At 70.8% G+C, this 26,678-nt stretch carries 21 protein-coding genes and 1 pseudogene; 9 read left to right on the top strand and 13 right to left on the bottom strand.

Annotation, left to right across the window (positions count from 1 at the left end):
- Nucleotides 1–15 precede the first annotated feature (15 nt).
- Nucleotides 16–3,303, bottom strand: coding sequence for a S8 family serine peptidase (locus QQY66_RS16230; protein ID WP_301981059.1), 3,288 nt, complete (start codon nucleotides 3,301–3,303; stop codon nucleotides 16–18).
- Nucleotides 3,304–3,544: 241 nt separating this feature from the next.
- The gene (locus tag QQY66_RS16225; RefSeq protein ID WP_301981058.1) at nucleotides 3,545–4,075 is read right to left on the bottom strand and encodes a CGNR zinc finger domain-containing protein; all 531 of its coding nucleotides are present in this window, start codon (nucleotides 4,073–4,075) and stop codon (nucleotides 3,545–3,547) included.
- Nucleotides 4,076–4,192: 117 nt separating this feature from the next.
- Between QQY66_RS16225 and QQY66_RS16220 the strand changes: the two genes are divergently transcribed.
- The 4 genes from QQY66_RS16220 (at nucleotide 4,193) to QQY66_RS16205 (ending at nucleotide 8,857) form a co-directional block, all read left to right on the top strand.
- Complete coding sequence (locus QQY66_RS16220; protein WP_301981057.1) at nucleotides 4,193–4,636, top strand: VOC family protein; 444 nt, start codon at nucleotides 4,193–4,195, stop codon at nucleotides 4,634–4,636.
- 2 nt (nucleotides 4,637–4,638) lie between these two features.
- Entirely contained in the window at nucleotides 4,639–5,526 is an 888-nt protein-coding gene (locus QQY66_RS16215) for a pyridoxamine 5'-phosphate oxidase family protein (protein ID WP_301981055.1), read from the top strand.
- Nucleotides 5,527–5,841: 315 nt separating this feature from the next.
- Nucleotides 5,842–7,626, top strand: a complete 1,785-nt coding sequence (locus QQY66_RS16210) for a TIGR03767 family metallophosphoesterase (protein ID WP_301981054.1) — start codon at nucleotides 5,842–5,844, stop codon at nucleotides 7,624–7,626.
- A 91-nt stretch (nucleotides 7,627–7,717) separates the two neighbouring features.
- Nucleotides 7,718–8,857, top strand: a complete 1,140-nt coding sequence (locus tag QQY66_RS16205; protein ID WP_301981053.1) for a serine hydrolase — start codon at nucleotides 7,718–7,720, stop codon at nucleotides 8,855–8,857.
- 34 nt (nucleotides 8,858–8,891) lie between these two features.
- Here QQY66_RS16205 and QQY66_RS16200 read toward each other — a convergent pair.
- Together QQY66_RS16200 and QQY66_RS16195 are read right to left on the bottom strand one after the other, a co-directional pair.
- Nucleotides 8,892–9,817 (bottom strand): annotated as a pseudogene (locus tag QQY66_RS16200) (serine hydrolase).
- The gene (locus tag QQY66_RS16195) at nucleotides 9,814–10,719 is read right to left on the bottom strand and encodes a LysR family transcriptional regulator (RefSeq protein ID WP_301981052.1); all 906 of its coding nucleotides are present in this window, start codon (nucleotides 10,717–10,719) and stop codon (nucleotides 9,814–9,816) included. Before QQY66_RS16195 ends, QQY66_RS16200 begins: the two are co-directional and overlap by 4 nt.
- Nucleotides 10,720–10,862: 143 nt before the next feature.
- Between QQY66_RS16195 and bla the strand changes: the two genes are divergently transcribed.
- Complete coding sequence (bla, locus tag QQY66_RS16190; protein ID WP_301981050.1) at nucleotides 10,863–11,825, top strand: class A beta-lactamase; 963 nt, start codon at nucleotides 10,863–10,865, stop codon at nucleotides 11,823–11,825.
- A gap of 170 nt (nucleotides 11,826–11,995) precedes the next feature.
- Here the strand turns inward: bla and QQY66_RS16185 are convergent, their stop codons facing one another.
- Nucleotides 11,996–13,033, bottom strand: coding sequence for a hypothetical protein (locus QQY66_RS16185; protein ID WP_301981049.1), 1,038 nt, complete (start codon nucleotides 13,031–13,033; stop codon nucleotides 11,996–11,998).
- A gap of 223 nt (nucleotides 13,034–13,256) precedes the next feature.
- A complete protein-coding gene (gene pepN, locus QQY66_RS16180; protein WP_301981047.1) occupies nucleotides 13,257–15,845 on the bottom strand; it encodes an aminopeptidase N in 2,589 nt (862 codons plus the stop codon).
- A gap of 148 nt (nucleotides 15,846–15,993) precedes the next feature.
- On the opposite strand from pepN, the gene QQY66_RS16175 reads away from it, so the two are divergent.
- Nucleotides 15,994–16,638, top strand: coding sequence for a DsbA family protein (locus QQY66_RS16175; RefSeq protein ID WP_301981046.1), 645 nt, complete (start codon nucleotides 15,994–15,996; stop codon nucleotides 16,636–16,638).
- Between the two features lie 19 nt (nucleotides 16,639–16,657).
- Here QQY66_RS16175 and QQY66_RS16170 read toward each other — a convergent pair whose 3' ends face one another.
- Genes QQY66_RS16170 through QQY66_RS16155 form a run of 4 tightly spaced genes read right to left on the bottom strand, consistent with a single transcriptional unit; the run spans nucleotide 16,658 to nucleotide 20,215 of the window.
- Nucleotides 16,658–16,852 (bottom strand): hypothetical protein, encoded by a 195-nt coding sequence (locus tag QQY66_RS16170; RefSeq protein ID WP_301981045.1) that lies wholly within the window; start codon nucleotides 16,850–16,852, stop codon nucleotides 16,658–16,660.
- Nucleotides 16,852–18,297 (bottom strand): FGGY-family carbohydrate kinase, encoded by a 1,446-nt coding sequence (locus QQY66_RS16165; RefSeq protein ID WP_301981044.1) that lies wholly within the window; start codon nucleotides 18,295–18,297, stop codon nucleotides 16,852–16,854. The genes QQY66_RS16170 and QQY66_RS16165 overlap by 1 nt, the downstream gene beginning before the upstream one ends.
- A gap of 19 nt (nucleotides 18,298–18,316) precedes the next feature.
- Nucleotides 18,317–19,351: a 2-hydroxyacid dehydrogenase gene (locus QQY66_RS16160; RefSeq protein ID WP_301981043.1), complete on the bottom strand. Its 1,035-nt coding sequence runs from the start codon at nucleotides 19,349–19,351 to the stop codon at nucleotides 18,317–18,319.
- A gap of 45 nt (nucleotides 19,352–19,396) precedes the next feature.
- A complete protein-coding gene (locus QQY66_RS16155) occupies nucleotides 19,397–20,215 on the bottom strand; it encodes a DeoR/GlpR family DNA-binding transcription regulator (protein ID WP_301981042.1) in 819 nt (272 codons plus the stop codon).
- Nucleotides 20,216–20,438: 223 nt separating this feature from the next.
- Between QQY66_RS16155 and QQY66_RS16150 the strand changes: the two genes are divergently transcribed.
- Entirely contained in the window at nucleotides 20,439–21,872 is a 1,434-nt protein-coding gene (locus QQY66_RS16150; protein ID WP_301981041.1) for an FGGY-family carbohydrate kinase, read from the top strand.
- Nucleotides 21,873–22,070: 198 nt separating this feature from the next.
- Nucleotides 22,071–22,700: a histidine phosphatase family protein gene (locus QQY66_RS16145; RefSeq protein ID WP_301981040.1), complete on the top strand. Its 630-nt coding sequence runs from the start codon at nucleotides 22,071–22,073 to the stop codon at nucleotides 22,698–22,700.
- 108 nt (nucleotides 22,701–22,808) lie between these two features.
- On the opposite strand, the gene QQY66_RS16140 is transcribed toward QQY66_RS16145, so the two are convergent.
- Both QQY66_RS16140 and QQY66_RS16135 read right to left on the bottom strand, forming a co-directional pair.
- Nucleotides 22,809–23,450: a superoxide dismutase gene (locus QQY66_RS16140; RefSeq protein ID WP_301981039.1), complete on the bottom strand. Its 642-nt coding sequence runs from the start codon at nucleotides 23,448–23,450 to the stop codon at nucleotides 22,809–22,811.
- 103 nt (nucleotides 23,451–23,553) lie between these two features.
- Nucleotides 23,554–24,930, bottom strand: a complete 1,377-nt coding sequence (locus QQY66_RS16135) for an amino acid permease (RefSeq protein WP_301981038.1) — start codon at nucleotides 24,928–24,930, stop codon at nucleotides 23,554–23,556.
- Between the two features lie 285 nt (nucleotides 24,931–25,215).
- Here QQY66_RS16135 and QQY66_RS16130 point away from each other — a divergent pair, with 285 nt between their 5' ends.
- Complete coding sequence (locus tag QQY66_RS16130) at nucleotides 25,216–25,800, top strand: biotin transporter BioY (protein ID WP_301981037.1); 585 nt, start codon at nucleotides 25,216–25,218, stop codon at nucleotides 25,798–25,800.
- A gap of 75 nt (nucleotides 25,801–25,875) precedes the next feature.
- Here QQY66_RS16130 and QQY66_RS16125 read toward each other — a convergent pair whose 3' ends face one another.
- Nucleotides 25,876–26,601 carry an LPXTG cell wall anchor domain-containing protein gene (locus QQY66_RS16125; RefSeq protein ID WP_301981036.1) on the bottom strand — a complete coding sequence of 242 codons (726 nt, stop codon included), beginning with the start codon at nucleotides 26,599–26,601 and terminating at the stop codon, nucleotides 25,876–25,878.
- Between the last annotated feature and the right edge of the window lie 77 nt (nucleotides 26,602–26,678).

Raw genomic sequence — 26,678 nt, 5'->3', positions numbered from 1 at the left:
CAGCAGCCGTAACAACTACGGCGTGACCTTCTCGATCTTCACGCTGCCCACGCCCGCGACCGTGCCGCGCGCGTTGACCAGCTGGACCTGGCCGAAGAACTCACGGCCCTCCGGAGCGGCCGCCGCGGCGGTGACGCTCGCCGAGACGGTCGCCGAGTCGCCCGTACCGAGCTTCACCGGCGCGTTGTCGACGGTGACGCTGCCGAGGACGGTGGAGAAGAACACGTCCTGGTAGTCGTACGCCGTGGAACCGGACGGCACCGAGTAGCCGATGACCTGGACGGTGTACGTCCCGGCGGCCGGCTTCGGCACCGAGACGGACTCCTCCGAGTCACCGTCGGCCGAGCTGCCGACCTCGTCGCCGGCGGCGTCGAGCACCACCAGGTCCAGGTCGGCCGCCCCGTCGGAGACGTTGCCGATGGCGACGTCCAGCGACGTGGCGCCCTCGGGCACCTCGACCGTGCTGGTCTGGGTCACGCCGTTCGCGATGGTCGGGCGGGCCGTCTTCGACGAGCCGAGCGGGCCGCCGGCCAGCTTGCCGTCCAGGGCGGCGAGCTTGTTGGTCGCCTTCCAGGACGCCTCGACCGGGGTGCCGACCTTGGCCTCGGGCACGGTCACGACCTCGGGGTCGAAGGCCGCGCCGTAGACGGCGACGTCCAGCTTGTACGGGTTGTCGAGCAGCGGCGACGTACGGCGCGACTCGACCTCGATCTCCCAGACGCCGGCCTTCGGCTCGGCGTACGAGCGCACGTCGGGGCGGCAGGGAGCGCTGTCCGGGTTGGAGTAGTTCGGGTAGCAGTTGATCGTCGACGTCGGGTCGACCGGAACGCCGTACGGGTGGATGGCGATGAACCGGGTCTGGCTCTTGCCCTTCAGCCCGCCGATCGCGACCTCCAGCGCCTTCGCGCCCTCGGGCACGGTCACGAAGTACGACTTCGAGCTGTTGCGCTGCACCGAACCGGACGCGGAGTAGGTGTACTTCAGCGGCGCCGAGACCACGACGGTGCTCATGGCCTGCTTGTCGATGCCCTCGGTGCGCGGGTCGTCGATCTCGAGGATCGCGCTCTTGATGCCCGCGCTCTTGGGCGTGGCCTGGACCTTGACGGTCACCGGCTGGTTCAGCGGCAGCTTGACGTCGTCGGAGCCGACGATCTTGAAGGTGTCGCCCGCGTTGTTCTCGAAGTCCAGCTCGTGCCGCAGCGGCCGGTCCGCGCCGGACGTACGGGTGATCGTGACGTCGTACGTCTTCTTCTGGCCCGCCTTCAGGCCGCCCTCACGGTCGTACAGGCCGGTACCGAAGCCGGGCGTCTTCAGCTCGGAGTCCAACGCGGTGTCGACCGGCGCCTTGACGGTGTAGTCGTGGGCGGTGGCGCCGTCCTTGATGGAGTCCCAGGCGTCCACGATGTTGATCAGGCCCGCGCCCTCCTCGTAGGCCTGCACACCGGGGATGTGCTCGGCGGTCGAGTTCAGGGCGGTGCGCAGCTTCGCCGGGGTGAGGGCGATGCCCTTCTGCTTGGCGGCACTCAGCAGCAGCGCGCTCGCGCCCGCCGCCTGCGGGGACGCCATCGAGGTGCCCTGGAGCATGCCGTAGCCGGCCGGCAGCGAGTAGCCCGCCTCGGCGACCGGGGCGCCCGGCAGCCAGGTCTGGATGGTGTTGATCGCGGCACCGGGCGCGGAGAGCGTCGGCGTGAAGCCGCCGTCCTCACGCGGGCCGCGGGAGGAGAACGGCATCATGGCGTACGACTTCCGCACCGCCGAGCCGTAGTTGGCGGCCCACGTCTGCTTGGAGACGGTCGCGCCGACCGAGATGACCTTGTCGGCCAGGGCGGGGTCGCCGATGGTGTTCGTGCCGGGGCCGGAGTTGCCCGCGGAGATCACGAGCTGCACGCCGTACTCGTCGATGAGGCGCGTGTACAGCTCGGCGCGCGCGTTGTTGCCGTTGTTGAGCGTGGGCAGGCCGCCGATCGACATGTTGACGATGTCGACGCCGCGCTTGGTGACGAGGTCGATCATGCCCTCGGTGAGCGCGACGTTGGTGCAGCCGCCGGACCAGGTGCAGGCACGGGACGAGACGAGCTTCGCGCCCGGGGCCTGGCCGTTCATCTTGCCGCCGAACAGGCCGTTGGCGGCGGTGATACCGGCGACGTGCGTGCCGTGCTCGGACTCGATGACGCCGATGTTGACGAAGTCGGCCTTCGCGCCGGCCGCGTTGTAGACGACGTCCTTGCGGATCTCGACCACGAACGGCTGGCGCTCGGCGACGTCGGTGGCCGGGTCGTCGGTGCCGAAGTACCCGATCTGGAAGCCGTCCTTGTACGGCTTCATCGGGGTGTCGTCACCGAAGTCGTGGTTGTTGTTCAGGTCGACGCGGACCGTGCCGGCCGCGGCGTCGTAGAGGACGCCCCACGAGTCGGTCTTGTCGCCGTCCCGGTTCGCGTCGCCCGCCGCGTCGCCGCCGGTGGTGTACGACTCCAGGAACGTGCTGATCCGGTACGAGCCCGCGGGCGCCGTCCAGGTCTTGCTCTGGTAGGTGAAGGTCGGCCCGGACACCGAGGTGGTCATCGGGCGCCAGGTGCGGTCGGCGTCCACGACCGGGTCGGTCGCCGTCACCCAGTCGACGATCTTGCGCTCGCCGGTGGTGGTCTTCCGCAGCGCCGGGTGGGCGAGGTCCACGCCCGAGTCCAGGATGCCGATGGTGATACCGCGGCCGTCCGACTTCGGGTGCTCGTCCACGAAGTCGACGGCGCCCGTCTCGAAGGACGGGTTGTACGGGTTCTCGGCGGGAGTCTTCTTGCCCGGGGCCGGGTAAGTGCCCGTGGCCGCCGAGTTCTTCGCCGTGTGGGCGCTCGGCGTCGGGTCGTCGAGGGGTATCTCCTCGCGCAGGTCGATGCCGTGCACGGAGGACAGCTTCGTGGCGGCGGCGATGGCCGAGTCGGCCTTCGCGGTGGGGACGGTGGCACGGACGTAGCCGAGCTTGTCGTACGTACGGCCCACCAGGCCGCCCTTGACCGCGTCGAGCTGCTCGGCGACCTGCTCGGTCTTGCCGGGGGCCGTGGCCACCATCATCGTGACCGTCTTGGCGCCGTCGGCCTTCGCCTCGGCGAGCAGATCGGCGTCGTCCGAACCGAGCTTGTCGTGGGCGGACTTGACGGTGGGGTCGGCCGCGGGCGCGGCCTGGTCGGCGGACATGGCCATGGGTATCGGCCCGGCCGCGGAGAGCGCGGCGACGAGACCCGCGGCCACGGCTATGCGGGCCACATGTCTTGCACCCGATATCGGATCGCGCTGGGGGGTGAGGGTCATCGGCATCCCTTGTAGGTAAAGGAACGATCGTGGCGTGACCGGGCCGGTCAACCTCGGTCACGTTGGTCCGGAATGCGACCCCGGACGATCGCACAGCTTTACGCAAGGGACAGATGTTTGGGGAGTGTTGACCGAAACGATATGCATGTATGGGGAAAACCCGCGATGGCCTTTACGGGTATACCTCGCGAACGACGCCAAGTCGCCCACCCGTTCAGGCTGCCGCCCTTCAGGCTGTCCTTCAGCCTTCCTTCGACCGCGCGTAATGCCGGGAGGCCTTCGCCCGGTTGCCGCAGGCCGCCATCGAGCACCAGCGGCGGGTGCCGTTCCGTGACGTGTCGAAGAAGTGCAGGATGCAGGCGCCGTGGGCACAGCGCCGGATCCGGTCCGGCGCGGTGGCGAGCAGCTCCAGGTAGTCGCGCGCGGCGAGCCAGGCGGGCCCCCAGGAGCCGTCGCGGAACTCGGGCAGCTCTCCGGGGCCATCGGCGCTGAGCGTCGCCCGGATCCGCCCGTGCGCGAGCACGGCGTCGACGGCCGCGGCACCTTCGGTGAGCGATCCGTCGACCACTGCGGCGAGCGCGTCGCGCGCCTGGAGGACGTGCCGGAGCGTCGCGGCATCGGCGTCGGCGTCGAGCCGGTTCGCCGCGAGCCACACCGCGAGCCCGTCGGTGCCGGTCAGCAGGTCCTGCACGGCGCCCTCCCGCATCCACCGCGTGTTGAGCAGGTCGAGGGAGAGCGGTTCGCCGGTGAGCGGGCGGGGGTCGGCGGACATGAGGTGGCTCCCTTCTCTGCTAACCGCTCAAGAGTACGTGATCGGTTGACGCATTCGACCCTAACCTCTAATCTCGATGTCAACGGTTAGATCTTGGATCTGCTGAAGGGGACAGCCATGACCTTGCGCACCGGCCACCTCGGCCTGAACGTCACCGACCTCGACCGCTCGCTCGCCTTCTACCGGGACGTCCTGGGCTTCGGCCTGATCGCGGAGGGCAAGGAGGACGACCGGCGATACGCGTTCCTGGGCGCGGACGGACACCTCGTCCTCACCCTCTGGCAGCAGGCGCAGGGGGCGTACGAAAGCGAGCGGGCTGGCCTGCACCACCTCGCCCTCGAAGCGGACTCGATCGAGCAGGTCAGGGAGTACGAGACGGCCCTGCGGGGGTACGGCGTGGACTTCGCGTACGACGGTGTCGTGGCCCACGGCGAGGGCGCGGCCTCCGGCGGCATCTTCTTCCACGACCCCGACGGCACCCGTCTGGAGATCTCGGTGCCGAGCGGCGCGGAAGGCGCCCCCGCCCCGAACTCGTCGGCGCCGACCTGCGGTTTCTTCTAGTCATGGGCGTCTATCACGAGGGCTCGCGCGCCGTGCAGGACCGAGTCGGCGTCCGTGACCTCGCCGACCACGTCGGCCGGTCCGTCGGCGAGGGCATCAAGCCGGTGGCCGCCGCTTTCCTCGAACTCCAGCCGCTGCTGATGCTGGGTGCGGCTGACCCGGCGACCGGCAGGGTGTGGGCCTCGGCGCTCGCCGGAACCCCCGGCTTCGTACGGGCCACGGGACCGCGCCAGATCTCGGTCACCGCCGCGACCCGCCCCGCCGACCCCCTCGCCCCCGCCCTCACCACCCCCGGCACCCCCGTCGGCACCCTCGCCCTCGACCCCCGCACCCGCCGCCGCATGCGCCTGGACGGCCGGCTCCGCCCCACACCCCGGGGCTTCGCGATCGAGGCCGAGCGCGTGTTCGCCAACTGCCCCAAGTACCTGCAGAAGAGAGAGACGTACGAGGTGGTCGACGGCCGCAGGCCAGGAACTCCTCGGCGCGTCCCCGAACTGGCCGCCGACCAGGCCGAGTTCATCGAGTCGGCCAACACCTTCTTCCTCGCCACCGTGCACGGGAACGGAGCCGACGTCAGCCATCGAGGCGGCAACCCCGGCTTCGTACAGGTCGATTCACCCGCGCAACTGAGCTGGCGCGACTACCCGGGCAACTCCATGTTCCTCACCCTCGGCAACCTGGTGGCCGACCCGCGCGCGGGCCTGCTGTTCCTGGACTGGACGACGGGCACGGCTCTCCAGCTCACCGGCGAGGCGCACACGGAGTTCACCACCGACGGCACGCGCACGGTCCGCTTCAGGGTGACGGAGTCGGTAGAGACCCCGGCAGCCCTGCCACTGCGCTGGGCGGAGCCCGAATACTCGCCTGCCAACCCCGCGTCCGCCTATTGACGCGCCCCGAAGGGGCGCGGGGAACTGCGCGACCAGCCCCCACCGGCCCGCGGATCCATCACCGCGTCTCCGACGAGCGCCTAGCTCCCATACCCCGGAAGATGAACGCTGAGTGACCGCATCCCAGACGTTCGCGGAGCGGTCGCGTACGCGCAGGGTAGTCCAAGATCGACGTACGGTGATCGGCGCTGCGCGTTGTGGTCTTGTTTACGCGCAGGTCACCCCTGCTGCCAACGATCCAGTACGAGCGGGAAGTTCGCGAGAGCGACGGCCCGTGACCACTGTCGACGCGTTCGCACTCGGGGAGACACGCGCATGTCGCGGATACGCTCTGTCGCCAGCTCCGCGCTGGGGGTCCACCGTCGTACGCTGCTCGCCGCCACCGGGGCGGTGTCCCTGTCCGCCGGCGTCGGCTACGCCCTGCGGCCCACCGACAGCCAGGCCGCCACCGCGAGCGCCGATGCCGCCGACGCGGGCGCCGCCACCGCCAAGGAGGCCCCGGCCGCCGCTCGCGAGGCCGCCGCCGCACCCCTCGCGCCCTACACGCGCGGCACCACACTCGCCGGCGTCGCCGCCCCCCGCACCTCCTCCGGCTACCGGCGCCTCGGTGACGGCCCCGGCTGGCAGCGCGTCGTGCGCAGCGACCTGGCCGCGCCCAAGTCGGGGCGCGCGGGCCGCCGTACCGCGCTCGCCGCGTTCGTGCAGCTCACCGATCTGCATCTGATCGACAGCCAGCACCCGCTGCGTCTGGAGTTCCTCCGCTCGACGGACGTACACGCCTGGCGGCCGCAGGAGGCGCTCACTGTGCCGGGCGCCATCTCGCTGGTGGAGCGGGTCAACGCGCTGCGGGGAGCCCCCGTCACCGGCTCCCCGCTCCACTTCGCCATGACCACCGGCAACAACACGGACAACAACGCCAAGTCCGAGCTGGAGTGGTTCCTGACGATCATGAGCGGCGGCCGGGTGAGGCCCAACACCGGGGATCCGCGCCGCTATGAGGGCGTCCAGAACAGCGGCCTCAAGCAGTACTGGCAGCCGGACGCCGCCACCCGCGACGCCGACAAGCAGCTCGGCTTCCCGCACATCGAGGGCTTCCTCGCCGCCGCGATCCGGGAGATGAACAGCCCCGGCCTCACCATCCCCTGGTACTCCACGGTCGGCAACCACGACGCCATGCCGCTCGGCACCTACGGCCACGGAGACTCCTACCTCGCCGAGTTCGCCGTCGGCGGCAAGAAGCTGATGAGCCTGTCGGCGTCCGAGGCGAAGAAGCTCCAGGACACGCTCAAGGGCGACACGGACCCCAAGGGCACCTGGTTCCGCGACCTGCTGAAGGCGCACTCCCGGGATCTGCGCTCGGTCACCCCGGACGACAGCCGCGCCCCGTTCACCGCCGTCGAGTACGTCAAGGCCCACCTGGACCCGGCGTACAAGGGCGCGGGCCCGGTCGGGCACGGCTACTCCGCGGCGAACGTCGAGGCGGGCACCCAGTACTACAGCTTCCGCATCTCCGACGACGTCATCGGCATCAGCCTCGACACCTGCGACGCGGGCGGCCACTACAACGGGTCCATCGGAGCAGCCCAGTTGAAGTGGCTGGACCGGACGCTGAAGCAAGCACGCAGCAATGGTTCGTACGCCCTCGTCTTCAGCCACCACACCAGCGGCACGATGACGAACCTGCGCCCCGACCCGGCCCGCCCGAACGACCGCCGGCACGGCGGCGAGGACGTCCTCGCCGTGCTCGGCCGCAACACCAACGTCGTCGCCTGGGTGAACGGCCACATCCACCGGAACGTCATCACCGCGCGCACCGGCTCCGGCGGCCACTCCTTCTGGGAGATCTCCACCGCCTCCCACGTGGACTTCCCCCAACTCGCCCGCGTCATCGAGGTGGTGGACAACAAGGACGGCACGCTGTCGCTCTTCACCACCCTCATCGAGTCCGCCGCCCCGCACCGCACCGACTTCACCGACCTCTCCCAGACCGGCCTGGCCGCCCTCTACCGCGAACTCTCCTTCAACGCCCCGGGCGCCAGCACGACCCTGGCGGGGAACCCGGGCGACCGGAACACCGAGCTGGTGATGAAGAAAGGCTGAATACGGCTCAACTGCCGTACCGCTCCTCAACCTTCGCCGTGCGCCCCAGGTCTGATTCCTCGATCGAGCCGAGTTCGAGATGGGGGAAGACATGACCGTACGGACAACCCTGGCGGCGGCGACGGCAATCGCCCTGTCGGCGGTGGCACTCGCCGGACCCGCCGTGGCCGCCGAGCGCGGCGGCGACCACGACGCCACCCGCAAGGCGATCGAGGCAGCCGTCGACGCCGGTGTCCCCGGTGTCACGGCGACCGCGAAGGACGGCCGCGGCAGCTGGTCCACGACGGCCGGCGTCGGCAACATCAAGACGGACCAGCCGCGTTCGGAGTACGACCGCTACCGCGTCGGCAGCATCACCAAGACCTTCGTGGCCACGGTGCTGCTCCAGCTGGAGGCCGAGGGCAGGCTGTCCCTGGACGACACGGTGGCGCAGTGGCTGCCGGGCGTGGTCCAGGGCAACGGCCACGACGGCGCGCGGATCACCCTCCGGCAGCTCCTCAACCACACCAGCGGCATCTACAGCTACACCTCGGACGACGACTTCGTCCGCAGGTACTTCCTCGCGGACGGCTTCTTCAAGCACCGCTACGACACCCTGACGCCCCGGCAGCTGGTGTCGATCGCGATGCGGCACAAGCCGGAGTTCGCGCCCGGCACCTCCTACGGCTACTCGAACACCAACTACATCGTCGCGAGCATGGTGATCGAGAAGGTCACCGGCCACCCGTACGGCGACGAGGTGCGCCGGCGCATCATCGAGCCCCTGCATCTCACCGCCACCTCCGTTCCCGGCACCCGGGCCACGGTCCCGCAGCCCAGCAGCCGTGCCTACTCCAAGCTGGCCGAGGACACGACGGGACCGACCTACGACGTCACGGTGCTGAACCCCTCCGGAGCCGGGGCCGCGGGCGGAATGATCTCCGACTCGGCGGACCTGAACCGCTTCTACCGCGCCCTGATGCAGGGCAGGCTGCTCCCGGCCGAGCAGTTGAAGGAGATGAAGACCACGGTGACGGACCCCGACACGAACGACATCCGCTACGGCCTCGGCCTCATGGACGTCAAGCTCAGCTGCGGCGTCCACGTCTGGGGCCACGAAGGCGGCATCCACGGCTCCTCCTCGGTGGCGGTCACGACCGCCGACGGCCGCCACTCCCTCGCCTTCAACTTCAACGGGGACTGGACCGGGGACGCCGTCGCGGTGCTCGAGGGGGAGTACTGCGGCAAGTGACGGGGCGACGGGGGTCGCCGTGGCCACCGACGCTCTAGACCCACCTCGAACGGAGTTCGTCGCGCAGGCGCCGGGCGACCTGGCCCATGAGGGCATCGGCGCCCGGCTGCCGGCCGGCGGCCACCTGTGACTCGGTCAGGACGGCTATCGCGTAGGTCTGGCCGTCGGCGTGCTCGACGACGCCGACCTCGTGGCGCAGGTTGAGCAGCGTGCCGGTCTTGGAGGACCAGGTGGAGGCGTCGGATTCGAAGTCCGGGGCGAGGCGGTTGCGCAGGAGGTTGTTGGCCAGGAAGCCGCGTACCTGGGCCGCGACGTCGGGGTGGATCGCCGGGGGCTCTGCGGTCTCGGTCCACAGGGCCTGGAGGAGGTCGACGAAGGCCCGTGCCGTTCCGGTGTTCGCACGCGAGATGTCGAGTTGCGGCACCCGGTGGCCGCGCCCCGGGTGCCGGCGTCGATCGCGAGGGCATGCGCGAGGTGGACGTCCGCCGGGTCGAAACGCTCCACCGGGGTGTCCATCAGCTCGCCCATGGTGTGCCGGACGGCGATGCCGCGCAGCCCGAACTCGTGCAGGACCGCCCCGACTTGGGTGGGCGGCGTGAGGGCGAAGAGGGCGTCGGCGGCGTTGCTGTCGCTGATGCAGGTGCTGAGGTAGAGCAGGTCCTCCACGGCGATGTGGGCGGCGTGCCGGAACCGGCTCAGGCCGGTCGGACCGGGAGTGGTGATCCGCCCGGGCTCCACCTCGATCACCTTGGCGCCGTCGAGTTCCCCGCGCCGGATGCGTTCCAGCGTCGCCAGGGCCAGCGGGATCTTCACGAGGGACGCGACCGGCAACTCGGTGTCGGGGTCGATCCCGATCTCGTCGCCCGTCTCCAGATCCCGGACGAGGAAGGAGCCGTACAGCCCGCCGTCGTGCAGGGCCCGGCGCAGTTCCCCGAGCAGTCTCTCGGTACCGGTGGTCATACGGCCGCCTCCGCGCTCTCCGTCGCGCCGAGGCACCGGGCGATGCCGGGCGCGCACGCCTGGCGTAAGCGCCCGGCATCGACGTCCGCCTCGTCCGCCACCGCGAGCGAGAACCCGCGGGCGAAGCCGGGGCCCAGCTCGCCGACGGGCCGCCAGTGGAGGCGGAGTTCGCGGGCCTGCGGGGCCGAGCACAGCAGCGCGTCGCCGTGGCTGAGCACGTCCGCCGCGGCGGCGGCCACGGCCGGTGCGACGGCCAGCTGGGCCGGGCGCAGCCCGACGGCGTCGCGCAGCCGGGTGAGACGGTCCCGGACATGCGGCACATCGTCCTCCGGTTGCAGCCACACCCGCCGGGGCCGCCGGTCGCGGTCGGCCCGGCCGGGGCGCAGGGTGTCCAGGTAGATCGGCCCGCCGCCGGGCTCGTCCGCGACCGCCAGTCCCAGCGGCACCGTCCAGGCCGCCTCGGCGGGCGCCACCGCGAGCAGCGCCGCGCGCACCTGCCGGGAGGTCACGAGGTCGGCCCGCTCGGCCGGACCGGCGGGAAACGGGTCGAGGAGGACGCCCTGCCCGTGTGCGTCGGCGATGAGGCGGGCGAGGGCGCCCGTCGGGCAGACGGCGGGCACGGCGAGCCGTAGCGGCCGGCGCCGGGCCGCCTCCGCCTCGTACTCGAACCGGTCGGCGAGCAGCACCAGTTGCCTCGCCGTCGGCAGCATGTCCCGGCCGAAGGGCGTCAGCGTCACCGCCCGCGAGGAACGGTCAAGCAGCCGCTCGCCCAGGCGCTGTTCCAGCGCGGCGACGCGACGGCTCACCACGGACTGGGCCGTACGGGCCGCTGCGGCGCCCACCGTGAAGCTGCCGTGCTCGCTCACACTGACGAACGCCCGGCAGGCCGCAACAAGATCCACGCGCTCTACTATGCCAAAACAGCATGGAGTTGAACGTCCGCGTCTTGGACCTCGGCACCCCGCGGGCCGGAGAGTTGGTCGCGGCCCGGGGCTTCCCGGGCCCGCACCGCCCACCTGTCCTTCGACGGCCTGGAGGTTCATCCATGACGTATCCGCTTCGCATCCGCCGAGGCGCCGCCTGGGCGGCGGCCGGACTGCTCGCCCTCGCCGTGCTGCCGGCGTGCGGTCAGGAATCCGCGTCCGGGACCGGCTCATCCGCCGGTGCGGCGAGATCCGCGTCACCGGCGGCGGCCACGAAACCCACCGCTGCCGAATTCCGTTCCCTGGAGCGGCAGTTCGACGCACGGCTCGGTGTCTACGCCCTGGACACCGGCACAGGCCGCTCGGTCGGCTACCGCGCGGACGACCGGTTCGCGTACGCCTCCACGTTCAAGGCGCTGGCGGCAGGCGCCATCCTCCGGAAGTACGGCACGGACGGCATCGACAAGGTGGTCAAGTACTCCCGCGACGACCTGGTCGAGAACTCGCCCGTCTCCGAGAACTTCGTCGACACCGGCATGACCCTGCGGGGCCTGTGCGCCGCGACCCTCTGGTACAGCGACAACACGGCCGTCAACCTGCTCCTCGACGAACTCGGCGGCCCCGACGGCCTGGAGAAGGTGCTGGAGGGGTTCGGCGACGACGTCACCGAGATGGACCGCTACGAGACGGAGATGAGCGAGGGCACCCCGGGCGACATCCGCGACACGAGCACACCCCGCGCGATGGCGGGAAGCCTGCGCGCCTTCCTCCTCGGCGACGCCCTCAAGAGCGACGAACGCCGGCTCCTCAGGCAGTGGATGACCACGAACATGACCGGCCGCACCCTCATCAGGGCCGGCGTCCCCAAGGCCTGGGACGTCGCCGACAAGAGCGGCACCGCCGGATACGGCGGACGCAACGACATCGCCGTGGTCTGGCCGGACGACGGCGGCAATCCCATCGTCATGACGGTCCTGTCCACCCGCGGCAAGAAGGACGCCGAGCGGGACGACGCGCTCCTCGCCAAGGCCGCCACGGTGGCGGTCGAGGGCCTCGGCCGCGAAGCGCTCAGCGGGAGGCGCTGAAGTGGGCCGTCGGTCGCAGTACTTCACCAGGACCCTGGCGGTCGTGGCGGCGCGGACTTGAAGGCGAAGCCGATGCAGGGCGCGCATTCAGGACGTGCGCATGAGGAGGAGCCCCGGGCTCAGGCCCGGCGCCCCTCCTCTCCCCTCCTGATGCCGGTCCCGGTCCGTCGTTACCGGGGCAGCACCACGACATACGCGGCCGGATCGCGGTCCGCCGACGCCATCAGGGCCGTACGGACGACCGTGGCCTGCTGCTCCATCGAGTCCCGGAGCTTCTTCGGCGTGATGTGGACGACGGTGATGCCGAGGCGCTCCAAGTGCTCGCGCTTGCGGGCGTATTCGGACCACAGGGCGTCCTCGTCCTGGCGGGGAGCCCGGGTGTCCAGTTCCACGGCGACCGCCTGCTCGGGCCAGTACGCGTCCAGGCCGCCGAGGTGAGGTCCACCGGGTAGCCGCAGGTCGACGTTCCACACCGGGTCGGGCAGGCCGAACTCGCGGACCATGCGGTACAGCCGGTCCTCCGCGATCGCGCGGCCCTCGGCCAGCAGGGAGTCCACCGCGTCGACGACATGCGGGCGGCTGAGCAGCTTGGCGTTGTTCAACTCCCGGACGACGGAGGCCGGTTCGCAGTGACCGGCGCGCACGGCTTCGGTGAGGAGGCGGCGTACGGCGCCGGCGTCCGCGAGGCCGGAGACCGCGTCGGCGAGGGCGCGGGGGACGGGGGCCACGGGCACGCCGGTGATCTGTTGCGGGGTGGGCAGGGCCGCCGTACGGACGATCCGGGCCGGCCCGGTGGAGCGCAGCCGGCGCAGCCGGGGGACCAGGACGTCGAGCTTCTCCAGGGACAGCAGCGGGGGAGCGGAGGCGAAACCGTGGAGGGTCAGCGCCGCGAGGCCCGTGATCATGGCCTCCGTGTACCCGGGTCGGTGCGGGTCGTCCGCGCCGGGCTGGGCCGGCACGCCGGGGGACGACTCGCGTGCCGCGTACATCAGGACCGCGTGCAGCCGCTCCTCGCCGGTCGGCGGGCCCGGGTGGAGCAGGAAGACGCCCGGCAGGATCTGCTGCCAGGGGCCGCCGGGCCGGCACTGGTCGTTCGCGTCGGCCGCGGACACACCGTGCGAGCGCAGCTGGGCCGCGGTCATGACGCGGCGGTGCACCTCGGAGAGGTGGCGGAGGGGGCGGGGGGAGAGCGGGGTGTTGTGGTTCATGACCCGGAGGTTCCCGCGTCCGATCCGCCCTTTAACCGTTGTTACACGCCCGTCGACAAAAGCGGACAACCTGGCACTAAAGGACGAGTGTTCGGATGCCGAGTAGGCACGGAAAACCCCTGGTCCGTTCGGGTTGGACCAGGGGTTACGGCTGCTATTGCCTGAATTCCGTAACGGTCACGGAAGGCCGTGATCGTTGGCCAAAGGTCCTACGGGCCATGGATCACCGGCCGTCGGCCGCCGCATCGCACGCCTGCCCCCGCAGCCCCCGCGCCAGATCGTCCCGCGCCTCCAGCACCAGCCGCCGCAGGGCCGGTGCCGCCGTCCCGTGCGCCGACAGCCAGACATCCGTGGCCGCCAGGGTCTCCTCGGAGTCCTGCAACCCCGGGAACAGCCCCCGCACCACGTCCATCCCGATCTGGATCGACCGCTCGGACCACACCCGCTCGATGGCCGCGAAGTACTTCTCGGCGTACGGCGCGATCAGCTCCCGCTGCGACGGCTGCCCGAACCCCGCGATCGTCGCCTCGACCAGCGCGTTGGACAGCGCGTCGGACTCGACGACCTGCGCCCACGCCTGCGCCTTGACCGCGGCCGACGGGCGCGCGGCGAGGCAGCGGACCTGGTGGCGCTTGCCGGACGCGGTGTCGTCGCGGGCCAGTTCGGCGGCGAGCGCCGACTCGCCGGCGACCCCGTGCGCGGCGAGGGGTTCCAGGAACACCCAGCGCAGCTCCTGGTCCACCGCCAGGCCCTCGATCGTCTCTGTGCCCTCCAGCAGCCCCTTCAGCAGCTTCAGATCGCCCTCGCCCGCCGCCACCGTCGCGAAGAACCGCGCCCACGCCAGCTGGTGCTCGCTGCCCGGCGCGGCACCCCGCAGCTCACGCAACGCGCCCTCGGCCAGCAGCCGTTTGCCGACCGGCCGCCACCCGGGCGCCACATAGTGCACCAGCGCCGAGTTCGCCCAGGCGTGCAGCATCTGGAGCACCCCGATGTCCGACTCGCGCCCCGCGAACCGCAGCACGAGCCCGATGAAGTCCCGCGCCGGCAGCAGCGCGTCCCGGGTGAGATTCCACAGCGCCGACCAGCACAGGGCCCGCGCCAGCGGGTCGGTCATCCCGCCGAGACCGTCCTTCAGCGTGGCCAGCGAGGTGTCGTCGAAGCGGATCTTGCAGTACGTCAGGTCGTCGTCGTTGACCAGGACCAGCTCCGGCGCCTGAGCACCCGCCAGCTCCGCCACGACCGTACGCGGCCCGTCGACGTCCACCTCGGCGCGCGCGTACCGCTCCAGCGCCCCGCCTTCGGAACGCCGGTACAGCCCCACGGCCACCCGGTGCGGCCGCAGCTCAGGGTGCGATTCGGGGGCCTCCTGCACCACCGCCAGCTCGTCGATCCGGCCGTCCGGGCGCAGCAGCACCTGCGGGGTCAGCGAGTTGACCCCGGCCGTCTGGAGCCAGGACCGCGCCCACGCGGCCATGTCCCGCCCGCTGGTCTCCTCCAGCACCGACAGCAGATCACCGAGGCGCGTATTGCCGTACGCGTTCCGCTTGAAGTAGCGCCGCGCGCCCTCCAGGAACGCGTCCTGACCGACGTAGGCGACGAGTTGCTTCAGGACCGAAGCCCCCTTGGCGTACGTGATGCCGTCGAAGTTCAGCTTCGCGTCCTGGAGGTCACGGATGTCCGCCGTGATGGGGTGCGTGGAGGGGAGCTGGTCCGCGCGGTACGCCCACGCCTTGCGGCGGTTGGCGAAGGTGATCCAGCCGTCCTGGAAGCGGGTCGCGCCGACCAGCGAGAACGCGCCCATGAAGTCGGCGAACGACTCCTTCAGCCACAGGTCGTCCCACCACTCCATGGTGACCAGGTCGCCGAACCACATGTGCGCCATCTCGTGCAGCACGACGTTCGCGCGGCCCTCGTACGACGCCCGCGTCACCTTGCCCCGGAAGATGAACTCCTCCCGGAAGGTGACCAGTCCCGGGTTCTCCATCGCGCCGAGGTTGTACTCGGGCACGAACGCCTGGTCGTACTTCCCGAAGGGGTACGGGTAGTCGAAGTGGTCGTGGAAGAAGTCCAGGCCCTGCTTGGTCACCAGGAACACGTCGTCGGCGTCGAAGTAGGGGGCGAGTCCCTTGCGGCACAGGGCGCCGAGGGGGATGTCCAGCGTCGTGCCGTCGGTGAACGTACGGGAGTACGAGTCCGTGACGTAGTGGTACGGGCCCGCCACCACACACGTGATGTACGTCGAGATCGGCTTCGTCTCCGCGAAACGCCATACCCCGTCCGCGAGTTCACCGACGCCGTTGCTCCACACCGTCCACTCCTGAGGCGCCCGCACCTCGAAGCGGAACGGGGCCTTGAGGTCCGGCTGCTCGAAATTGGCGAAAACGCGGCGGGAGTCGGCGGGCTCGTACTGCGTGTAGAGGTAGACCTCGCCGTCCTCGGGGTCGACGAAGCGGTGCAGGCCCTCGCCGGTGCGGGAGTAGGCGCACTGGGCGTCGACGACGAGTTCGTTGTCGGCGGCGAGGTCCTCCAGGGTGATCCGAGTCCCGTCGAAGACCTCGCTCGGGTCGAGGTCCTTGCCGTTGAGGGAGACGGCCGTCACGCTCGGCGCGATCAGGTCCGCGAAGCTGGTGGCGCCGGGCTCGGCGCAGCGGAAGCGGATCGTGGTGACCGAACGGAAGGTGCGCGGCGCCCCGTCCTCGCCGTCCCCGCCACCGATGGCGGAGCGCACGTCGAGGGACACGTCGTACCCGTCGACGGAGAGCAGGGCGGCCCGCTCCCGGGCCTCGTCGCGGGACAGATTCTCACCGGGCACGGGCGGCACTCCCTCGGGGGTGTGTTCAGTATGCGGACAGCACTGATCCTGCCATGTGGCCCTGACACGCGGCATCAGGGAATGGCCGGGCGAGCAGGGACGTTCCCCAGACGTTCCGCGGAGACCTGCCCGCCTCATGAGGAGAGACATGTCGGACAAGACCCCCGTCGACTTCTGGTTCGACCCGTTGTGCCCCTGGGCCTGGATGACCTCCCGCTGGGTGCTGGAGGTGGAGAAGGTCCGGGACATCGAGGTCCGCTGGCACATCATGAGCCTGGCCGTACTGAACGAGCCGAAGGTGGACGAGCTGCCCGAGGAGTACCGGGAGATGCTCGCCACCACCGCCTGGCAGCCGATTCGCGTGGTCACCGCGGCCTGGCAGAAGCACGGCTCCGAAGTTCTCGGCCCTCTCTACACCGCGCTCGGCACGCGCATCCACAACCAGGGTGAGGGCCCGACCCGTGAGGCCGTCGTCGGCGCCCTGGCCGAGACCGGCCTGCCCGCCGACCTGATCGACTACTTCGACCAGGAGGACTTCGAGTTCGACGCCGAGCTGCGCGCCTCCCACAAGGAGGGCATCGACAAGGTCGGCCAGGACGTCGGCACCCCCGTCATCGCCGTGCCCGGCGCCGACGGCGAGCAGATCGCCTTCTTCGGCCCGGTCGTCACCCCCGCCCCCAAGGGCGAGGAGGCCGCCCGCCTCTGGGACGGCACCCTCGCCGTGGCCTCGGTCCCCGGCTTCTACGAGATCAAGCGCACGCGGACGAAGGGGCCGGACTTCAGCAACCTGTAAGCATCACCGCCGGTCGGGATCACTCGGGGAAGTTCCCGCCGTCGTCCCACTTGAGTTTCCGCTGGAACCGTCTGCAGCCGTCGCGGGCGCACCGGACGTAGGCCTCCGGCGGAAACTCCTTCTTCCGCTGCCGGACGATCTCCTTCTCCGCGTCATCCAGCTCGCGGAACTCCTGGAGCGGGCCGCCACCGCAGTTCGGGCACCGCCGGAACATCAGGCGGTCCGCCCCGCGGCGCCGACTGCGGCCCGCGCCTGCGCCAGCCGGGTCAAATGGTCCCGATACGCCCGCGCGTAATACGCGGCCCGCCCCGCGTCCGGCTCGACGACCTCCGTCGGCTCCGTCCACGCGCCCTCGTCCAGCGCGACCCCGTACCGCTCGGCCGCCGCCAGTACCGCGCCCCGCGCGCCCACCTCGCCCTCGACCACCCGCAGCGGCCGGCCCAGCACATCGGCGAGCAGCCGCATCCAGGCATGGCTGCGGGTACCGCCCCCGCACACCGCGAGCGACCCCGTCAGACCCGCCGCCTCCAGACAGTGCCGGGCGGCATAACCGATGCCCTCGCAGGTCGCGCGGACCAGGTCGCCACGGGTCGACTCCAGGCTGACGCCGGTGAGTTCGGCGCGCAGGCCGGGCTCGACGAAAGGCGCGCGCTCGCCCGAGGGCGCGAAGTACGGCAGGACGCGGACGCCGTGCGCGCCGGGCGGGGTGTCGGTCAGCAGGGCGTCCACCTCCTCATGCGCGACGCCCGTCGTCGACAGCACCCAGTCCAGCGCCGCCGTCCCGACCATCGCCGGCATCGCACGCAGCCAGTGGCCGGGCCGGTCGGTGGAGATGTACAGGCCGGCGGGCTCGCCGGTCAGGTCCAGGTCGGCCGTCGCGACGAGGGCGGCGAGGCATGTGCCCACGATCAGCAGACCGTCGCCCGGGGAGGTGACGCCGGCGCCGAGCGCGCTGGCGGGGAGGTCGTAGGGGCCGTTCGCGAGCCGGGTGCCCGACGGCAGCCCTTCGCCGCGTGCCTCGGCTGTAGCCAGTGGGTCGCTGACGGGGGCGAGCAGGGCCCGCCGGTGGGTCAGCCCCAGCAGCTCCACCACCCGGTTGTCGTACGACCGCGACCTCGGGTCCAGGAACGGCATCGACGCGTCCGACACGTCCGTCGTCGCCCGCGCCGCCCCCGTCAGCCGCTGGAACACCATGTCCTTGCAGTACACGGCCGCCTTCGCGGCGTCGAGCGACTTCGGCTCGTGCGCGTCCAGCCAGGCGAGGAGCGGCCCCGGACAGCCCGGGAACATCGCGTTGCCGGTGCGCCGGAACACCGTCTCGAAGGTGCCGTCCGCCTGCCACTGGTCGAGCAGTTCATGGGCGCGGCCGTCCATCCAGGAGGCGGCGGGGCGGATCGGACGCCCCGAGTCGTCGACCAGCCATACTCCGTCGCCCTGACCGGTGAGGCCTGCCAGCTCGACCTGTTCCTCGGGCAAGCGGGCGGTCAGCGCGTCGAGTACGGCGACCACCGCCCCGTACACGTCCTCCATGTCCTGCTCGACGAACCCGCCGTGCAGGGACAGCCGCACCGGCCGTGCCTCGACGGCGAGTTCACGGCCGCTACGGCCGAAGGCCGCTGCCTTGACCATGGACGTGCCCACATCGATCCCGATGTACATAGAGCCCTACCTCCAGTCCTCACCCCAAGCCGTGCGCCGGCGGCTCCCCGCGCACCCACCGTCCGACCTCGCCGGCCGCGATCGCCGCCGCCTTCTCGGCCGTCGCTCGGCTCGCGCCGCCCAAGTGCGGGGTCAGTACGACGCGTTCCGCGAGGCCCGGCAGCCGTGAGCCGGCGGGGAGCGGCTCCCGCTCGTATGTGTCCAGTGCCGCCGCCGACAGCCGTCCGCTCTCCAGCACGTTGCAGAGGGCGTCCTCGTCGAGGAGAGGGCCGCGGGCCGCGTTCACGACGACCGCGCCGGGCGGGAGGAGAGCCAGTTCGCGGGCGCCGATCAGGCCGCGGGTCTCGGGGGTGAGGCGGGCGTGCAGGGTGATCACCTGGGAGCGGGTGAGCAACTCGTCCAGGGACGACAGCCGCAGTCCGTGGATCTCGCCGTGGACGTAGGGGTCGTACACCATGACCCGTGCGCCGAAGGCGCACAGGACGCGGGCCACTCTGCTGCCGACCGCCCCGTAGCCGACGAGCCCGACGGGCAGGTCCTCCAGCTCCAGGCCGCTGTGCTCGTACGTGTAGTAGGTCGCCCCCTGCCAACTCCCTTGCCGGGCGAGGAGGTCATGGGCCTGCGGGATACGGCGCAGGGCCGCCAGCATCAGGCCGACGGTGAACTCGGCGGTGGCGGCGGCGTTGCGGCCGGGTGAGAAACACACCCGTACGTCACGGGACTTGGCCGCGTCCAGGTTGACGTTGACCGGGCCGCCGCGGCACACCACGACCAGGCGGAGGGACGGGGCGGCTGCGAGGACGCGCTCGGTGACCGGGGCCATCTGCGTGACCAGTACCTCACGGTCGTCCGACAACGCCTCGATCAGTACATCTTCGGCGTCGCTCGCCTCCGTCACCTCGGCGACCGGGCCGAAGGGTTCGAGGGGCCAGCCGAGGGTCAGCTCCCGTACGTCACAGGGGTGGTCGCGAAGTTCCTCGCCCACCGCCGACGCGATCAGCGACGGCAGTACGAAGTGATCTCCGGCGGCGACGACTCGTAGCGTCCCGTTCATCGCAGTGCGTCTCCCGTCGGCGTCGAAGACATGACGTCGGGCAGTTCACGCAAGTCCAGCTGGGTCATGGCCGCTGCCCTTCGTCGCGCAGACCTCGTAACGGACCTTGTGCTCGTCCAGGTCCCGCAGCGCCTCGGCCGACGCCCCGTCGTCGACGAGGAGCAGATCGAAGCGGGAGAGCGGGGCCACCCGGTGCAGGGCGACCCGGGCGAGCTTGGTGTGGTCGATCAGCAGGACGTTCCGCGCGGCCGAGTCGAGCATCGCCCGCTTCACGGACACGATGTGCTGTTCCTGGTGGTAGGCGTAGCCCCCGTGCACGGCCGACGTGGACGCGAAGCAGACGTCGACACGGAGCGACTGCACCGCCTCCACGCAGGACACGCCGAGGAAGGAGGAGTGCAGCGGATCGTAGTCGCCGCCGAGGGCCATCAGGTGGATGCCGCGCTGGTCGGAGAGGAGGTTGATCGCCTCCAGGAAGTTGGTGACGACCGTCAGCGGGGTCACCTCGCCGAGCCGCAGCCTGCGGGCTATCTCCAGGGTGGAGGTGGAGTCGTCGAGCATGATCGCCATACCCGGCTCTATCGACTTCATCGCATGCCCGGCGACCGCGGCCTTCTCCGCCCGCATGGTCTTCAGCCGGTACTGCACATTCGACTCGAACACCCCGGACGGCTGCGCCGTCACGCCACCTCTGAACTTCCGTACGATCCCCTGCCGTTCGAGCTCGTCCAGGTCCCGGTGGATGGTCATCAGGCTGACCCCGAAGCGCTCGGCCAACTCGGCGGCCGTCGCCGAGCCGTCGGCCAGGACCTGCTCCGCCATGGCGGCCTGACGGGCAGCGGGCCCCCGCTGTGCGTTGCTCATCGCCCGATCCTTCGTCCTGGACGCACGCCGTGAGCAGCGGGGGCGAGGAAGCGGTGGCCGTCACGCACCTGCATGTTCATCCGTGACCGCCGGGTTCGTGGGTTAACACGTCGAATCGACTCGTTAACAGAGGGTGGAACGGCGGAAGAGGGGCGTCAATCCCTCGCGCAGGTGGAAACCTCGGTGCAGAGTGAGAAATTCACGGCCAGGTGTGGGAGGTCCGATGGAGTCATGGCTCGGGATCGACCTGGGGACGCAGGGCGTCCGGGCGCTGCTCGTCGCCGCGGACGGCACGGTCCTGGGCAGGGGTACGGCCCCGCTGACCGGTCGGCGTGACGGCGTACGGCACGAGCAGGATCCGGGGGAGTGGTGGGACGCGGTGTGCGCGGCGTCCCAGGCCGCGCTGCCCCGGCACGCACAGGTGCGCGGAGTCGCGGTGTGCGGGACGTCCGGGACGGTACTGCTGACCGACATCTCAGGGGAGCCGATCAGCCCGGCCCTGATGTACGACGACGGGCGGGCGGGCGAGCAGGGAGCCAAGGCCCGGGCGGCGGGGCTGTCGGTGCAGGACACCTGGGCACTGCCGAAGGCGCGGTGGCTGGCGGAGACGTACGGACCCGGACGGCTCACCCACCAGCCCGACGTGATCACCGCACGGCTCGTGGGCCGGCGGGTGCCGGCCGACTCCAGTCATGCGCTGAAGACGGCGTACGACGTGGAGCGCGACGCCTGGCCGGACATCCTCGGCCTGCCGGACGGGGCGCTCCCGGACGTCGTACCGCCCGGCACCCGGCTGGGCGAGGTCTGCGTGGCCGCCGCCGAGGCCACAGGCATCCCCGCCGGCACCCCGGTCATCGCCGGGATGACCGACGGCTGCGCGGCCCAGATCGCCTCCGGCGCACTGCGCGAGGGCTCCTGGAACGCGGTGCTCGGGACGACGCTGGTGCTGAAGGGCGCCACCTCGCACCCCGTCCGGGATCCGGCCGGCGTCGTCTACAACCACCGTGCGCCGGACGGGGGGTGGCTGCCCGGCGGGGCGTCCAGTGTCGGCGCGGGCGTGCTCACCGCCGCGTTCTCGGGTGCCGACCCGGCCGCCATGGACGCACGAGCGGCGGCCTTCGAACCGTCCGGCGCCGTGACCTACCCGCTGGCCTCGCCGGGCGAACGCTTCCCGTTCCTGGCCCCGGCCGCCACCGCCGTCGTCCTCGGCGAACCCAGCTGCGACGCCGACCTGTGGGCCGCGCTGCTGCAGGGCGTCGCCTTCGCCGAGCGCCTCTGCCTGGACTACCTGCACCACCTGGGCGCCCCGCTCGACGGCACCCTCACCTTCACCGGAGGCGCCGCCCGCAGCCCGTACTGGAACCAGCTGCGCGCCGACGTCCTGGGCCGCACGGCCCGGGTACCGGAACAGACGGAACCGGCGCTGGGCATGGCCGCGTTGGCGGCGTACGGCACCGGAGGCGGCACCTCGCTAGCCGGCACAGCCGAACGGATGGTCCGCATCCGGACCGTCGTCGACCCCCGCCCCGACCGCACGGTCCTCTTCGCCGAGCCGTACGCCCGGCTCGTCGACGAACTGGAGGCGCGCGGCTGGCTACCGACACAGGTCGCGGCACACGCCCGCGCGCGCCTCACCATGGATACGGCCGAACCATGAGGCTCACCGCGGATGCTGCCGAGCCTTGAGGCTCATCGTGGATGCTGCCGAGCCTTGAGGCTCATCGTGGATGCTGCCGAGCCTTGAGGCTCATCGTGGATGCTGCCGAGCCTTGAGGCTCATCGTGGATGCTGCCGAGCCATGACGCTCACCCTGGATGCTGCCGAGCCATGAGGTCGCCATGGATACTGCCGGAGCATGAGCACCCCCACCACCCTCCTCCTGGCCCGCCACGGCCAGACCGTCTGGCACGCCGAGAACCGCTACGCCGGAGTCAGTGACATCGCCCTGACCGACACGGGCCGCGCCCAGGCCGAGGCGCTGGGCCGCTGGGCGGCGGCCCATCCGGTCGACGCGATCTGGACGTCCCCGCTCTCCCGGGCCATCGCCACCGCGGAGCCCGCCTGCCGCGCCCTGCGCCTCACCCCGCACCGCGAACCCGCCCTGGCCGAATGCGACTTCGGGGTCCTGGAGGGCCGTACGCTCGCCGAGTTCGTGGCCGAGAACCCCCAACGCGCGAAGGCGTTCCGCACCGACCCGGCAGCGAACCCCTTCCCCGAGGCCGAGGACCCGGTGACCGCCGCGGCCCGCGGCACGGCAGCCCTCCGCCGCATCGCCGCCGCCCACCCCGGCGAACGCGTCCTCGTAGTCGCCCACAACACCCTGCTCCGCCTCGTGCTGTGCAGCCTGCTGTCCATCCCACTGGGCGAATACCGCCGCGTCTTCCCGAAACTCCACAACACGGCGCTCACCGAACTCCGCATGAACACCGACGGATCCGCGGCCCTTCTCTCCCTCAACGTGCCCTGCGAGCCGGACCTGCCGTGACCTACAGAGCCGACCCCGCGAGTCACGTCCTCGCGGGGTCGGCTCCTTCATCCGCCTGCCGAACGTGAACGGTGAGAAGACGATCACGAGGCAGGACGTCTCAGGGCTTCAGGGCGTAAGCAGCAGCACGTCCGTGCGGGACTTGGCGGCCTCGTAACGCCGGGCCACGTCCTGCCAGTTGACGACCCGCCACATCGCCTCGATGAAGTCGACCTTCTGGTTCCTGTACTGCAGATAGAAGGCGTGCTCCCAGGCGTCGAAGACGAGGACCGGCGTGGCGCCCTGCCCGACGTTGCCCTGGTGGTCGTAGACCTGCTCCACGATCAGCCGCCCGCTCAACGGCTCGTACGCCAGCACACCCCAGCCCGAACCCTGCGTCGTCGCGGCCGCCTTGGACAGCTGCGCCTTGAAGGTGGCGAAGGACCCGAAGGACTCGGCGATCGCATCCGCGAGCTCCCCCACCCCGTCCTTCTCCAGCGGCTCGCCACCGCCGTCACCCGTCATGTTCCGCCAGTAGATGCTGTGCAGGATGTGCCCGGAGAGATGAAAGGCCAGGTTCTTCTCCAGCCCATTGATCGATCCCCACGACTCTTTGTCCCGCGCCTGCGCGAGCTGCTCCAGCGTGTCGTTGGCGCCCTTCACGTAGGCCGCGTGGTGCTTGTCGTGGTGCAGCTCGATGATCTCGGGGCTGATCACGGGGGCGAGCGCGGAGTAGTCGTAGGGCAGTTCCGGGAGTGTGTAGACGGGCATGAAGGGTCCCCTCAGGCTTGTTGCAAGTAGTTTGCAATAACAAGCTAACAGCAAAAAGCCCCCGGGTGGATCACCCGGGGGCATTGGTGCCGTCGCAGGGGCGTCAGCGCTTGGCGCGCACCTTCTGCCACCCATACCCGGCCCCCGCCAGCACCAGCGTCATCGCGCCCGTCGAGTACAGCTGGACCCGGGTGTCGGGCTCGCGGGCCATCAGGATGAAGATCGCTGCCATGCCGGCGAGGGCGACCCAGGTGAGGGCGGGGAAGGCCCACATGCGGACGACCAGTTTTTCCGGGGCCTCGCGTTCCAGGCGGTGGCGGAGGCGGAGTTGGGAGGCGGCGATGAAGATCCAGACGACCAGGATGACCGCGCCGATCATGTTCAGGAGCCAGGAGAAGACGTCGTCGGGGCGCCAGTAGCTGAGCAGGACGCAGCCGAAGCCGAAGAGGGAGGAGGTGAGCACGGCGGTCCGGGGCACGCCCGAGGAGACCTTGCCGAGTGCCTTCGGGCCCTGGCCGCGTTCGACGAGCGAGTAGGCGATGCGGGAGGCGCCGTAGATGTTGGCGTTCATCGCCGACAGGAGGGCGACGAGCACCACCACGTTCATGAGTTGGCCCGCCCCGGGGATGCCGAGTTCGTCGAGGGCGGCGACGTACGGGCCCTTCTCGACGACCTCCTTGGAGTCCCAGGGGACCAGGGTGACGATGACGGCCATCGAGCCGATGTAGAAGAGGGCGATGCGCCACATCGCCGTGCGGACCGCGCTCGCCACGCCCCGGACGGGGTTCTCGGACTCGGCCGCGGCGATCGTCACCGTCTCGAGTCCGCCGTATGCGAAGACGGACGCGAGCAGGCCGATGACCAGGCCCTCGCCGCCGTTGGGGAGGAAGTCGGTGAGGTGGGCGGTGCCGGGGGAGTCCGTGCCGGGCAGGATGCCGGTGATCGCCAGCACGCCCAGCGCCAGGAACAGCGTGATCGCGCCGACCTTCAGTGCGGCGAACCAGAACTCGAACTCGCCGAAGTTCTTCACGGCTGCCAGGTTCGTGCCGCAGAACACCACCATGAAGAGGGCGACCCAGGCCCACTCCGGCGTGCCGGGCAGCCAGCCCGTCACGATCTTCGCCGCGCCTATGCCCTCCAGGCCTACGGCCGTGCAGAGCAGAACCCAGAAGGACCAGCCGGCCGTGAAGCCCGCCCAGGGGCCGATCGCGCGCTCGGCGTGCGCGGAGAAGGAGCCCGAGGAGGGATACGCGGCCGACATCTCGCCCAGCATCCGCATCACCAGCATCACGAGGATGCCGGATAGGGCGTAGGCGACGACGATCGAGGGTCCGGCGGCGGCGATACCGGCGCCGGAGCCAACGAACAGGCCCGCGCCGATGACACCGCCGAGGGCGATCATCGACAGATGGCGCTGTTTCAGGCCGTGGGAGAGGGAGACGCCCGCCTCGGGCGGAGTCTCGACGGTGGTGCTGGGCATGGGCGCGGCTCGTCCAATGCGTGAGGGGGTGCGACCTCAGGAGTGTAAAAGGGAGCAGCGGGTTCCGGATTGGTGAGACCCTACAGTGCCTGCATACGCCCGTATTGGTGACCCACACGGCTTTACCTCAGTGACCGGTATCACGCCGGATCACGTGTAACCGGCACTCTTTGTCAGGAGCCCACCACAGTCGCGCTCCGGCCTTTGTCGAGCGGTGACGGTGCTGCGCTCAGGTGCCCTGGGTTAGCGTCACGGTGTCCCGAACCGCCCTCACCCGGAGTCCCCATGAGTACCGCTGCCGTCGCCGCGCCCGCCCGCACCGGGCAGGTCCTCGCCGACCTCCTCCCCGCCTCCCGCGTCCGGGACGCCGCGCTCGTGCTGGGCGGCGCCGCGCTCACCGGCCTCGCCGCCCAGCTCGCCGTGCCGGTGCCCGGTTCCCCGGTGCCGGTGACCGGACAGACCTTCGCCGCGCTGCTGGTCGGCACGAGCCTCGGCGCCGGGCGCGGCCTGCTCTCGCTCGTCGTGTACGCGCTGGCCGGCCTTGCCGGGGTGCCGTGGTTCGCGAACGGGGCGTCCGGGGTCTCCGTCTCCTTCGGCTACATCATCGGGATGATGCTGGCGGCCACCGTCGTCGGCGCCCTGGCCCGCCGCGGCGCCGACCGCTCCGTCCTGCGCATGGCGGGCGCGATGCTGCTCGGCGAGGCGATCATCTACGCGATCGGCGTGCCGTATCTCGCCTTCGCCGCCGACATGTCCGCGTCCGCGGCGATCGCGGCCGGCCTGACGCCGTTCTTGATCGGCGACGCCCTCAAGGCGGCTCTGGCGATGGGGCTGCTGCCGACGGCCTGGAAGTTCGTCAACAAGCGTTGAGGCACTGGCTGTTGTGAGCAGACAGCAACCGGGGTGCGGCAGGCTGCCGCACCCCGGTTGCTTTTGTACTGAGGCTCAGGTCTCGCGCCTCCGCTGCGACCACCACAGGCCGGCCGCACCGGCCGTGATCAGCGCCGTGCCCGCCGCGCCGAGCGGCAGGACGTCACGTCCGAGACCGGTCTTCGGCAACTCGTCGCTCCCCGGTGCCACCGGAGTGTTGTCGGTGCCGAGCAGCAGCGGGGTGGCCGGGGCGTCCGGTGACGGGTTCGTCGTGCCGAACGGCACCGGGCCCTGTTGCCAGAATGTCTTGCTTCCGTCACTGTTCTGCACGGGCAGACAGATCTTTCCGGTTTTCGCTCCGGTCTGGCTCACGTCGTACGTCGCGTCGACGTCGTACGACTTGGAATCACCGGCCGCGAGATTGTCGATCGGGCAGGTGTAACCGCTGTTCGAGCCCTCGGGAAGATCGCCCTCCGCAATCGGCGAACACCCCTGGACGTTCTTTACGGTCAGGCCGTCGAAGCCGACGACCCAGAGCCTGATATTGCCGCTGTCCTTGGTCCCCTCGTTCTTCACCGTGGCGGTCATCGCCGTTTCCTGTGAACTGTTGTCGACCGAGATCTCCTCGGGCAGCAGTGTGGTCAGCTCGACATCCGCCGGCGCCTCGTCAACGGCCTTGCCCCCCTTGCTGCTTCCGGGCCCCTGGTCATCCGCACTGGCGGTGACGGAAAGGACCATCACCGTCGAGAGGGATGCCGCAACCAGCGATCCCGCGATGGTCGTCATACGACGAGAACTCATGTTCGTCCCCCTTGCCTGCGCCTGAATTCGCAGTACTTGAAGAGCTACCACAAGATTTCTCCGCACTATGCTGGTAC

It is taken from the genome of Streptomyces sp. DG2A-72 (assembly GCF_030499575.1).
Taxonomy (GTDB): domain Bacteria; phylum Actinomycetota; class Actinomycetes; order Streptomycetales; family Streptomycetaceae; genus Streptomyces.
Note: the sequence above shows the minus strand (reverse complement) of the source record. Positions and strands in the feature narration are given on the sequence as shown.

Coding starts and splice junctions, on each gene's coding strand:
- QQY66_RS16230 (WP_301981059.1), bottom strand. CDS start 3,303: ATGACCCTCACCCCCCAGCGCGATCCGATATCGGGTGCAAGACATGTG.
- QQY66_RS16225 (WP_301981058.1), bottom strand. CDS start 4,075: ATGTCCGCCGACCCCCGCCCGCTCACCGGCGAACCGCTCTCCCTCGAC.
- QQY66_RS16220 (WP_301981057.1), top strand. CDS start 4,193: ATGACCTTGCGCACCGGCCACCTCGGCCTGAACGTCACCGACCTCGAC.
- QQY66_RS16215 (WP_301981055.1), top strand. CDS start 4,639: ATGGGCGTCTATCACGAGGGCTCGCGCGCCGTGCAGGACCGAGTCGGC.
- QQY66_RS16210 (WP_301981054.1), top strand. CDS start 5,842: ATGTCGCGGATACGCTCTGTCGCCAGCTCCGCGCTGGGGGTCCACCGT.
- QQY66_RS16205 (WP_301981053.1), top strand. CDS start 7,718: ATGACCGTACGGACAACCCTGGCGGCGGCGACGGCAATCGCCCTGTCG.
- bla (WP_301981050.1), top strand. CDS start 10,863: ATGACGTATCCGCTTCGCATCCGCCGAGGCGCCGCCTGGGCGGCGGCC.
- QQY66_RS16185 (WP_301981049.1), bottom strand. CDS start 13,033: ATGAACCACAACACCCCGCTCTCCCCCCGCCCCCTCCGCCACCTCTCC.
- QQY66_RS16175 (WP_301981046.1), top strand. CDS start 15,994: ATGTCGGACAAGACCCCCGTCGACTTCTGGTTCGACCCGTTGTGCCCC.
- QQY66_RS16170 (WP_301981045.1), bottom strand. CDS start 16,852: ATGTTCCGGCGGTGCCCGAACTGCGGTGGCGGCCCGCTCCAGGAGTTC.
- QQY66_RS16165 (WP_301981044.1), bottom strand. CDS start 18,297: ATGTACATCGGGATCGATGTGGGCACGTCCATGGTCAAGGCAGCGGCC.
- QQY66_RS16160 (WP_301981043.1), bottom strand. CDS start 19,351: ATGAACGGGACGCTACGAGTCGTCGCCGCCGGAGATCACTTCGTACTG.
- QQY66_RS16155 (WP_301981042.1), bottom strand. CDS start 20,215: ATGAGCAACGCACAGCGGGGGCCCGCTGCCCGTCAGGCCGCCATGGCG.
- QQY66_RS16150 (WP_301981041.1), top strand. CDS start 20,439: ATGGAGTCATGGCTCGGGATCGACCTGGGGACGCAGGGCGTCCGGGCG.
- QQY66_RS16145 (WP_301981040.1), top strand. CDS start 22,071: ATGAGCACCCCCACCACCCTCCTCCTGGCCCGCCACGGCCAGACCGTC.
- QQY66_RS16140 (WP_301981039.1), bottom strand. CDS start 23,450: ATGCCCGTCTACACACTCCCGGAACTGCCCTACGACTACTCCGCGCTC.
- QQY66_RS16135 (WP_301981038.1), bottom strand. CDS start 24,930: ATGCCCAGCACCACCGTCGAGACTCCGCCCGAGGCGGGCGTCTCCCTC.
- QQY66_RS16130 (WP_301981037.1), top strand. CDS start 25,216: ATGAGTACCGCTGCCGTCGCCGCGCCCGCCCGCACCGGGCAGGTCCTC.
- QQY66_RS16125 (WP_301981036.1), bottom strand. CDS start 26,601: ATGAGTTCTCGTCGTATGACGACCATCGCGGGATCGCTGGTTGCGGCA.